Here is a 6,820-nt window from a genome sequence, read left to right on the forward strand (position 1 = left end):
GCTAGAACTTGAAGCGCCCCACCAGCCCCTTGAGCTGCGCGGAAATATCCGTCAAGCGCCCCGAACCGGTCTGCGCCGAATGCGCGAAGCCTTCGACCAACTGCGCATCGGCATGGATCTGCGCGATATGGCGGTTGATCTCCTCGGCCACCTGGTGCTGTTCCTCGGCGGCGGTGGCGATCTGGGTGTTCTGGTCGCGGATCGAATCCACCGAGCCACGGATCTTGTCGAAGCTGTCGCGGGCCTGCTGGATGCGCTCCACGCTGGTGTGTGACACCTGCAGGCTGCCCTGCATCTGCTGGGTCACTTCCTGGGTGCGGCGGGCGAGGTTGCCGAGCAGGCTGTCGATTTCGCCGGTGGAGTCGGCCGTGCGGCGCGCGAGGGCGCGGACTTCGTCGGCGACCACCGCAAAGCCACGGCCCTGGTCACCGGCGCGCGCGGCTTCGATGGCGGCGTTGAGCGCCAGCAGGTTGGTCTGTTCGGCAATCGAGCGGATGGTGTCGAGGATGGTGTTGATGTTGTGGCTGTCCTGCTCCAGCAACTGCATGGTATGGGTCGACTTCTGCAGGTCTTCGCTGAGCTTGAGCACGCTGCCGGTGGCTTCGCCGATATGCTGCTCGCCGGTGTGCACGTCGCGGTAGCCCTGGTCGGCGCTCGCGGCGGCGGCGCTGCAGGAGCGTGCGACTTCGTTGGCGGTGGCCACCATTTCGTTGAACGCGGTGCTCACCAGTTCCACCGCTTCACGCTGGCGACCGGCGGCCTGGTTCAGGTTGTTGGCCACATCGCTGGTGTCGGCGGCGGCGGTTTGCAGGTCGGCGGACGCATTGCCGATGCGCTGCACCAACTGCGCGATCATGCCCAGGAACTGGTTGAACCAGCCGGCGAGAATGGCGGTTTCGTCCTTGCCCTGCACCTTGAGCTGGCGCGTGAGGTCGCCTTCACCTTCGGCAATTTCCTGCAGGCCATCGGCCACGCCGCGAATCGGGCGCACGATCACCCGGGCGAAACTGGCGCCGACGATGGCGAAGACAATCGCGAGGGCGGCAGCAATGGCGGCGATCAACCAGGTGAGACGGGTGGCGTCGGCCATCACCTCGTCACGTTTGATCAGGCCGATAAAGCGCCAGCCCAGGTCTTTGGAGCTGACCACGTTGGCCATGTAGGGCACGCCGTCGATCTCGACCTGAGTCACGCCGTCGCCGCGCTTGGACAGCTGCGCGTAGTTGGGGCCCAGTTCGGCCAGGGGCTTGAAGTTGTGCTTGGCATCGCTGGGGTCGACCAGCACGTTGCCATTGGCTTCCACCAGCATCAGGTAGCCGCTGTCGCCCAGCTTGATGTTGCGCACCAGTTCGGTGAGCTGCTTGAGCGACACATCCAGGCCAACCACGCCGACGATCTTGCCGGCGGCATCGGCGACGGTGTGCACGGTGCCGATCAGCGTCACATCGTCGGCCGCCCAGTAATAGGCGCCCGTGCGCACGGTGGTGCCTGGCGCGGCGACGGCGGCCTGGTACCAGGGGCGCAGGCGCGGGTCGTAGTTGCTGATCTTGGGGTCATCCGGCCAACTGGCGTAGCCGCCGTCGCTCAAGCCCAGAGACAGGTAGGCGGTGCTGGCATGGCTTTTGGCGAACTGGTCGAAAATCGCCAGCAGTTCCTGATTGGTCGGGGTCAGCGGGATTTTCGCCGCGTCGGCGCCCACGTAGCTCTTGAGATCCTTGGCCGCGACCATGCGTGGGTCCTTGGCCAGGTAGTCGACGTTCTGACTGATGCCGTCGAAAAACTGCTTCATGCCATTGTCGATCTGACGGATTTCGCGGCCACTGCTGTCGAGGAAATTGGCCTTGGCCCCCTCGCGCACATTGAGCACGACCAACACCGCGACGAGGATCACCGGCACGCACGCGATAGCCGCGAACGCCCAGGTCAGCTTCTGCTTGATATTCATGACTTCACCCGCGGATATTTATAGTTTTGGCAAGGGGAAACGCTAGCGCTGAATGTCGCATGGTTTGTTTTGAGGGGAGATTGCCATGCGTACCCCCGGTTTATCGACCGAGGGAGCATTCACTTGAGAGGAGTGGTGGATCAGCCGGGGGTGGAGTCGGCGAGGGTGTCACGGCGCATCGATTGCAGGTTTTTCTCGATGGTTTCGCAGATGGCTTCCATCTGGATCTGGTGTTCGCTGGAGCGGAACGGGCTTTGCAGGTCGGTGCCGATGCGCTCGATGGCCAGCAGCATGAAGCCCACCACGGTGGACGCCAGCGGTGTGAACCAACCCAGGGATTCCACCAGGCCCACCGGCACGATCAGGCAGAACAGCGAGATGAACAACCGTGGAAAGTACACATAGGGGTAGGGCAGTGGCGTATTGGCGATGCGCTCCATGCCGCCCTGGGCGTTGGACAGATCGACCATCGTCGATTCGATCCGCGCCAGGCGAATGCTGTCCAGGTGCCCGGCCTTGTATTCGCGCGACAGTATCGCTGCGGAGCCGGTGAGAATGTCATTGGCAAAGTTGTTGGTGGCGCCATTGCGCGCGAATTCTTCGGCGGGAATAAACGCACGGACCTCATCCGGGCATGGCTTGCCCCGCAGGTGAGCGGCCAGGCAGTTCACATAGGCCACATGCCGGCGCAGCAAGGTGGACTTGATCGGGTTCACGTCACTGCCGGGGTCGTCAAGCAGGGTCAGCACCTGGCGCGCGAAACTGCGCGAATTGTTGACCATCGCCCCCCACAGCGTGCGCGCTTCCCACCAGCGGTTGTAGGCGCTGCTGTTGCGAAAGCTGATCAGCACGATCAACGCCGAACCCAGCAGCGTGAGCGGCATCAGCGGCAGGTTGACCTTGGCGTTGAGGAACAGCATGAAGTCCACCGTCACGGCGATATCCCACAACAGCAGCCAGAACAGGGACCAGCCCACGTAGCCCATGGTCTTGATGATCAGGCGGTATTTTTTGAGGATGGCGGCTTTCAAATGAGGACCTCGCGGCGGGGCGGTGAGCGACTATGCTCTAGCTCGGACGCCAGCGTGCGGGGAAGGTTCGGCGCGGGACTGAATCGGTTAAGCCACTTAGGCAGTTTCGGAACAATTTTGGTAACGACGCGGTCCGCTTGTTTAATCACTATAGATTGCGCTCAAGGCAAAACGCCATTATCGGTACTGCAATTGAGATCAGTGCATCCAAGTTGTTTGATCAGGGCTTTTTCTCATGTGTGGCAGTTCGTTGAAGTTGGCGATGGAAGAATCGGTGCAAGCGTTTGAGCAGCATGTTGAGTTTGACGCTTGCATGCGTATTCATTACAAGATGTTACTGGAGACCTATGCAAAAAGAGCATTTTTTTATAAGACGGCTTTGAAGTTCAACCGTTTGATGGTGTCGTTTACGTTGCTCGGCACCTATTTTTCCAAACCGGTGCCGTTACTGTCCGAGGTCAAAGAGTTTTGTGTGGCGCGCGGTTTTTCTTCCCGGAACAGTCTTGAGTCGATATTCCTGCTGTTTCGCGCATTGGGGTTCATGAAGGTGGCGGGGCACCCGGATGACAGCCGCCTGCGGGTATTCGGCCCGTCGCCCCAGGCCTGTCAGGAGGTCAGGTTACTGCTCAGGTCGGTGGTGGAACCGACGCAGCTGATGTGCGCCGGACAGGACATTTTTGCGGGTGTGGAGCAGTTGGATGATCACGCTTACCTGTCCCGTTATTTCAAGGGTTATGCGACCCTGCTCGGCAATGACCTGTCGATTGATCTGTTGTTGCCTGACTGTTATTGGCTGGTCAAGCGCGATGCCGGGCATATGTTGATGCTGGCGATTTATAACGATGCCTGTGCACCGGATAATTCGGGGGCAAGTTTCCGCGTGTCCTCCTATTTGTCTATCGCCGAACAACTGTCCGTGTCCAAGACCCATGTTATTCGCCTCGTGCAGGAAGGCGCTGATCGGGGGTATTTCAAGGTGCATTCGAAAACCCAATTGGAAGTACTGCCGTCCTTTATAAACCTGGTCCGAAGATTCATGGCGTATTCATTTGCCACTTGCTTGCACAGTCTTAAACTGAGTCATGTCAGCCGCACATAGACCGCCAGCGCACGGAGAGTCAAGGGATGCCGAATAACGTGAAACTCAGGCCGCGCATGCAACGTCTGTTGTCTCCGGCGGTGACTCAAGCCGAACTGATCGGCATCATCGCCTGGCTGGGCGTGTTGCTGGCCGGGCCGCTGAAGACAGCCGGCATGGCGGAAGGGCTGGTCACGCTGGGGCTGCTGCTGGTGTGCGGCTACCACCGTGTGGCCACCAACTTTTTCGTCTGGCGTGTGCTGGGTGTGGTGTACATGGTGTTGCTGTGCGTCGGTTTCTTCCATGTGATCGGCGCCAACCTGGAGCTGCGCGTGTTTGCCTTGCCGCTGGCGGTGACCCTGGTGGTCAGCAGCGCGCTGCTGTTTATCTCGGTACAGGACTTTTTGCTCTGCGCGGCGCTGGTGTGGGCGGTGATGTGGCCGATCCTCTCCGAGTCGTTCTACGAGGGCGCGCAGGTTTATCTGTTCATCTTCTGCGCGGCGTCGGTGTCGATCGGGTTCATCCTGAGTTTTTCCTACCTGAAGAACCTGCGTTCCGTGCTGCTGGTGGAAAGCGAGTTTCGTGTGTTGGCGCAGACGGACTACCTCACCTCCATTCTCAACCGGCGCGCACTCATGGAGAGTTTCGCCAAGTTGATCGCTGCGGGGCAGAGCGGCTATTTCCTGATGCTGGACATTGACAGTTTCAAGCTCAAGAACGACCAGTTCGGCCACGATGTCGGCGACCGGATTTTGTGCGCCATGGCCGATTGCCTCAAGGCCACGCCCGGCAGCCACAGTTTCGGCCGCATCGGCGGTGAGGAATTCGGCGTATTGCTGGTGGGGGACGACCCTTCAGTGGCCAGTGCGTTTGCGTTGCGCCTGCTGCACAACATTCGCTGCAGTGTTGCGCCGCCCCATCATTACACCTGCAGCGCGGGCATGACCGGCTTCGCGGCGGGAGCGGACATGTCGACGGTGCTCAAGAATGCCGACCGCAACCTGTATATGGCCAAGCGCAACGGCAAGGACTGTGTCTATCTGGACGGCGCGCCGGTGCGGGAGCAGTGCGGTGACGCGGACACTCGCGTCACCACCAGGGTCTGAATCAGCCCTGGGCCAGGATGCTCGCCAGCAGCCCGGGAAAGCGCGTCTCCAGTTCCTCGCGGCGCAGCGAGTTCATGTGAGTGGTGCCGACGCTGCGGGTGTGCACCAGCCCGGCGTCACGCAGCACGCGGAAATGGTGGGACATGCTCGACTTGGGGCGCCCACCGTCCAGTTCGCCGCAGGAGGCCTCCGGCACGCCGGCCAGGCAGCGCACGATATCCAGGCGCACGGGATCACTCAGGGCATACAGCAGGCGCTCGAGTGTGAGGTCTTGCAGGGCTGGGTGTTTGAAGGCTCGCATGGCGGCGGATGATAACAGGGGGGTAGCGCCGAATACCATAGTTCGATTACCATCGAACTATCGAATTACCCACTTCACTTCTGGAGTTTCCCGATGACTGCACTGTTCGAACCGTTCACGCTCAAGGATGTGACACTGCGCAACCGCATTGCGATCCCTCCAATGTGCCAATACAGCGCCGATGACGGCATGGTTAATGATTGGCACCTCGTGCACCTGGCCAGCATGGCCCGTGGCGGCGCCGGGTTGCTGGTGGTCGAGGCCACCGCAGTGTCACCGGAAGGGCGCATCACGCCAGGCTGCGCCGGTATCTGGAGCGATGCCCACGCCCAGGCTTTCGTGCCGATGGTCAAGGCGATTAAGGCCGCCGGTGCCGTGCCGGGCATCCAGATCGCCCACGCCGGCCGCAAGGCCAGTGCCAACCGCCCGTGGGAAGGCGATGACCACATGCCACCCTCCGACCCGCGTAGCTGGGAAACCATCGCGCCTTCGGCGATTGCCTTCGGTGCCAACCTGCCCAACGTTCCGCGCGCCATGACCCTGGACGACATTGCCCGCGTCAAGCAGGACTTCGTCGACGCCGCGCGCCGCGCCCGTGACGCCGGCTTTGAGTGGATCGAGCTGCACTTCGCCCATGGCTATCTGGGCCAGAGCTTCTTCTCCGAGCATTCCAACCAGCGTACCGACGCCTACGGCGGCAGCTTCGACAACCGCAGCCGTTTCCTCCTTGAAACCCTGGCCGCCGTGCGTGAAGTCTGGCCGGAAAACCTGCCGCTGACCGCGCGTTTCGGCGTGATCGAATACGACGGCCGCGACGAGCAGACCCTCACCGAATCCATCGAGCTGGCCCGCCGCTTCAAGGCCGGTGGCCTGGATTTGCTCAGCGTCAGCGTGAGTTTCACCATTCCTGACACCAACATCCCATGGGGCCCGGCGTTCCTTGGGCCGGTGGCCGAGCGCGTACGCCGCGAAGCCGGTATTCCAGTGACCTCGGCCTGGGGCTTCGGCACGCCGGACCTGGCTGAAGCTGCGTTGCAAAATGGCCAGCTGGACCTCGTCTCGGTAGGCCGCGCGCACCTGGCCGACCCGCACTGGGCGTATTTTGCCGCCAAGGAACTGGGTGTGGAAAAAGCCTCGTGGACCTTGCCCGCGCCTTACGCGCATTGGCTGGAGCGCTATCGCTAAGGCGAGCTGTACCGCTGCATGAGCCACTCGATCGAGTGGCTTTTTTTTGGTGCGCCAGGCATGGCGCGTTGCGCGAAGCGCAACCAGTTTGGCTGTGGTGGCCACGCTGGTGACTTGGAGGTGAAAGTCCTCTACACACCCGGCAAGGGGAAGTGTTAGCCAGAGGCAAGGGTG

6 protein-coding genes and 1 pseudogene are annotated in these 6,820 nt (G+C 61.4%); 3 read left to right on the forward strand and 4 right to left on the reverse strand.

Annotation, left to right across the window (positions count from 1 at the left end):
• Position 1 precedes the first annotated feature (1 nt).
• The 3 genes and pseudogenes from LUB09_RS24005 to LUB09_RS05185 form a co-directional block, all read right to left on the reverse strand.
• A complete protein-coding gene (locus LUB09_RS24005) occupies positions 2–856 on the reverse strand; it encodes a methyl-accepting chemotaxis protein (RefSeq protein WP_373460615.1) in 855 nt (284 codons plus the stop codon).
• A 6-nt stretch (positions 857–862) separates the two neighbouring features.
• Positions 863–1,945: pseudogene (locus LUB09_RS24010) on the reverse strand (HAMP domain-containing protein); the annotation flags it as partial.
• A gap of 140 nt (positions 1,946–2,085) precedes the next feature.
• Complete coding sequence (locus LUB09_RS05185; protein ID WP_209981346.1) at positions 2,086–2,976, reverse strand: bestrophin family protein; 891 nt, start codon at positions 2,974–2,976, stop codon at positions 2,086–2,088.
• Positions 2,977–3,238: 262 nt separating this feature from the next.
• Between LUB09_RS05185 and LUB09_RS05190 the strand changes: the two genes are divergently transcribed.
• Positions 3,239–4,075, forward strand: coding sequence for a hypothetical protein (locus tag LUB09_RS05190; protein ID WP_231421845.1), 837 nt, complete (start codon positions 3,239–3,241; stop codon positions 4,073–4,075).
• A 26-nt stretch (positions 4,076–4,101) separates the two neighbouring features.
• On the forward strand, positions 4,102–5,160 hold the full coding sequence (locus LUB09_RS05195; protein WP_231421846.1) for a GGDEF domain-containing protein: 1,059 nt from the start codon (positions 4,102–4,104) through the stop codon (positions 5,158–5,160).
• Between the two features lies 1 nt (position 5,161).
• On the opposite strand, the gene LUB09_RS05200 is transcribed toward LUB09_RS05195, so the two are convergent.
• Positions 5,162–5,461, reverse strand: coding sequence for an ArsR/SmtB family transcription factor (locus LUB09_RS05200; protein ID WP_209981353.1), 300 nt, complete (start codon positions 5,459–5,461; stop codon positions 5,162–5,164).
• A 93-nt stretch (positions 5,462–5,554) separates the two neighbouring features.
• Between LUB09_RS05200 and LUB09_RS05205 the strand changes: the two genes are divergently transcribed.
• Positions 5,555–6,646 (forward strand): NADH:flavin oxidoreductase/NADH oxidase, encoded by a 1,092-nt coding sequence (locus tag LUB09_RS05205; protein ID WP_231421847.1) that lies wholly within the window; start codon positions 5,555–5,557, stop codon positions 6,644–6,646.
• The last annotated feature ends 174 nt before the right edge of the window (positions 6,647–6,820 follow it).

This window comes from Pseudomonas sp. Leaf59 (assembly GCF_920984685.1).
In the GTDB taxonomy this organism is placed as follows: domain Bacteria; phylum Pseudomonadota; class Gammaproteobacteria; order Pseudomonadales; family Pseudomonadaceae; genus Aquipseudomonas.